Here is a 3508-nt window from a genome sequence, read left to right on the forward strand (position 1 = left end):
TGAATACGAGGAAGGCCCCGCCCAACCCCCACACAAACAGGAATCAGACGAGGCCACCCCCACCAAAAAATATTGCGGCAGTCACTTACTCTCCCACAACCACCAAGTTGCAGTACCATCAGCGCGCATGGGCTTAGCTACCGGGATCGGAACGGTTAACCGGGCGTTTCCCCACCACTATCACCACCGCAAAACCAACAGACCACCACCACACCCAACCCACAAACAGGTCAGGCGGTAATGGTCCAAGAACCGCACAGCGAACGCGAACACCAACAACAGTCACATAACATGCACCCCACAACAGGGTGACTTCTCAAGCCAACACCACGTGCAACCCAAAAAGACTCTCACGCACACACCAACCCCAACAAAAGAGTTGATGAGTGATCGGTGTATTAGTACCAGTCAACTCCACACCTCACAGTGCTTCCATACCCGGCCTATCAACCCCATCATCTATAGGACACCTCTCCCACACAAAATGTATGGATGGAAATCTCATCTCGGAGCAGGCTTCCCGCTTAGATGCTTTCAGCGGTTATCCATCCCGAACGTAGCCAACCAGCCATGCTCCTGGCGGAACAACTGGCACACCAGAGGTTCGTCCGTCCCGGTCCTCTCGTACTAAGGACAGACCTCCACAAATTTCCTACGCACGCAGCGGATAGGGACCGAACTGTCTCACGACGTTCTAAACCCAGCTCGCGTACCGCTTTAATGGGCGAACAGCCCAACCCTTGGGACCGACTCCAGCCCCAGGATGCGACGAGCCGACATCGAGGTGCCAAACCATGCCGTCGATATGGACTCTTGGGCAAGATCAGCCTGTTATCCCCGAGGTACCTTTTATCCGTTGAGCGACCACGCTTCCACAAGCCATGGCCGGGTCACTAGTCCCAGCTTTCGCTCCTGCTCGACACGTCCGTCTCACAGTCAAGCTCCCTTGTGCACTTACACTCGACACCTGATTGCCAACCAGGCTGAGGGAACCTTTGGGCGCCTCCGTTACTCTTTAGGAGGCAACCGCCCCAGTTAAACTACCCATCAGGCACTGTCCCTGAACCCGATCAGGGTCCGAAGTTAAGGAATCCACTATGGTCAGAGTGGTATTTCACCGATCGACTCCACCTGATCTAGCGACCAAGCCTCATAGTCTCCCACCTATCCTACACAAACCACACCGAACACCAATACCAAACTATAGTGAAGGTCTCGGGGTCTTTCCGTCCTGCTGCGCGTAACGAGCATCTTTACTCGTAATGCAATTTCGCCGAGTTCGTGGTTGAGACAGCAGAGAAGTCGTTACGCCATTCGTGCAGGTCGGAACTTACCCGACAAGGAATTTCGCTACCTTAGGATGGTTATAGTTACCACCGCCGTTTACTGGGGCTTAAATTCTCCGCTTCACAGTAACCTGTTAACGAGTCCTCTTAACCTTCCAGCACCGGGCAGGCGTCAGTCCGTATACATCGACTTACATCTTCGCACGGACCTGTGTTTTTAATAAACAGTCGCTTCTCTCTGGCCTCTGCGACCACCACCAGCACATCCCGCAGCAAGTGCGGTTCACCAGGATGGTCCCCCTTCTCCCGAAGTTACGGGGGCATTTTGCCGAGTTCCTTAACCACGATTCTCTCGATCACCTTAGTATTCTCTACTCGACCACCTGTGTCGGTTATAGGGTACGGGCAACACACACCCTCACGTCGATGCTTTTCTCGGCAGCAGAGGATCACCAGATCACCCCACCACAGTGGGGCGCCCATCAGCTCTCACACACAAAGCGGGGACGGATTTACCTACCCCCGCGTGCTACAACCTTAGACCGTGACTACCATCGCACGGCCTGGCTACCTTTCTGCGTCACACCACACGCTTACCGACTCCACACTCAGGTCCCACATACCTCGCCAAACCCTCCTACCGAAGTACGAGAGGGCGAGGGACATGGTTAGTTTCATGTGTTTTGGTACTGTCGGTTGTGTGTCGGTACCAGAATATCAACTGGTTGTCCATCGACTACGCCTGTCGGCCTCGCCTTAGGTCCCGACTTACCCAGGGCGGATTAGCCTAGCCCTGGAACCCTTGGTCATCCGGTGGACGGGTTTCTCACCCGTCTTTCGCTACTCATGCCTGCATTCTCACTCGAACCGCTTCCACCACTCGTTCACACGGCAGCTTCACCAGCGACTCGACGCTCCCCTACCCAACACCACACCATTACGGATACACGTGGTGCTGCCACAACTTCGGCGGTGTACTTAGCCCCGCTACATTATCGGCGCTCAATCACTTGACCAGTGAGCTATTACGCACTCTTTCAAGGGTGGCTGCTTCTAAGCCAACCTCCTGGTTGTCTTCGCAACTGAACATCCTTTCCCACTGAGCACACGCTTAGGGGCCTTAGTTGATGGTCTGGGCTGTTTCCCTCTCGACAATGAAGCTTATCCCCCACTGTCTCACTGCCACGCTGAACCTTGACTGGCATTCGGAGTTTAGTTGACGTCAGTAACCCGGTGGGGCCCATCAGCCATCCAGTAGCTCTACCTCCAGCAAGAACCACGCAACGCTGCACCTAAATGCATTTCGGGGAGAACCAGCTATCACAGAGTTTGATTGGCCTTTCACCCCTAACCACAGGTCATCCCCTCCATTTTCAACTGAAGTGGGTGCGGGCCTCCACGCGCTCTTACACACGCTTCACCCTGCCCATGGCTAGATCACTCCGCTTCGGGTCTAGGACACGCGACTGACAACGCCCTGTTCGGACTCGCTTTCGCTACGGCTACCCCACACGGGTTAACCTCGCCACGCACCGCTAACTCGCAGGCTCATTCTTCAAAAGGCACGCCATCACAGTCATCTAGATACTGCTCTGACGGATTGTAAGCACATGGTTTCAGGTACTCTTTCACTCCCCTCCCGGGGTACTTTTCACCATTCCCTCACGGTACTTATCCGCTATCGGTCATCAGGAAGTATTTAGCCTTACCAGGTGGTCCTGGCAGATTCACACGAAATTCCACGAGTTCCGTGCTACTCGGGCACACGCACACTACGCCGGCGTCACTGTTTCGTCTACGGGACTCTCACCCACTCCGGTCCTGTTTCCCACCAGGTTCGACTACACCAACACCAACACAGACTGGCCATGCTGGACCAGACCGTACATACCCCACAACACCGTGCACGCAACACCAGCACGCTTGACACGCACACGGTTTAGGCTCATCCAGTTTCGCTCGCCACTACTCCCGGAATCATTGTTATTTTCTCTTCCTGCGGGTACTGAGATGTTTCACTTCCCCGCGTTCCCCCCACGTACCCTATATATTCAGGCACGGGTCACTACCCTCACAGGCAGCGGGGTTTCCCCATTCGGACATCCTCGGATCAACGCCCGTTTATCGACTCCCCGAGGCTTATCGCAGATTTCCACGTCCTTCATCGGCTCCTGATGCCAAGGCATCCACCATGCGCTCTTACACACTCACCACACCCCAAA

The 3508-nt window shown here is 54.8% G+C and carries 2 rRNA genes; both read right to left on the minus strand.

Annotated features, from left to right (window positions below):
* Positions 1-72 precede the first annotated feature (72 nt).
* Positions 73-191 (minus strand): 5S ribosomal RNA (rrf, locus tag EB836_RS17860).
* A 187-nt stretch (positions 192-378) separates the two neighbouring features.
* Positions 379-3499, minus strand: a 23S ribosomal RNA gene (locus tag EB836_RS17865).
* Positions 3500-3508: the final 9 nt, after the last annotated feature.

This window comes from Brevibacterium sp. S111 (assembly GCF_004745075.1).
GTDB lineage: Bacteria > Actinomycetota > Actinomycetes > Actinomycetales > Brevibacteriaceae > Brevibacterium.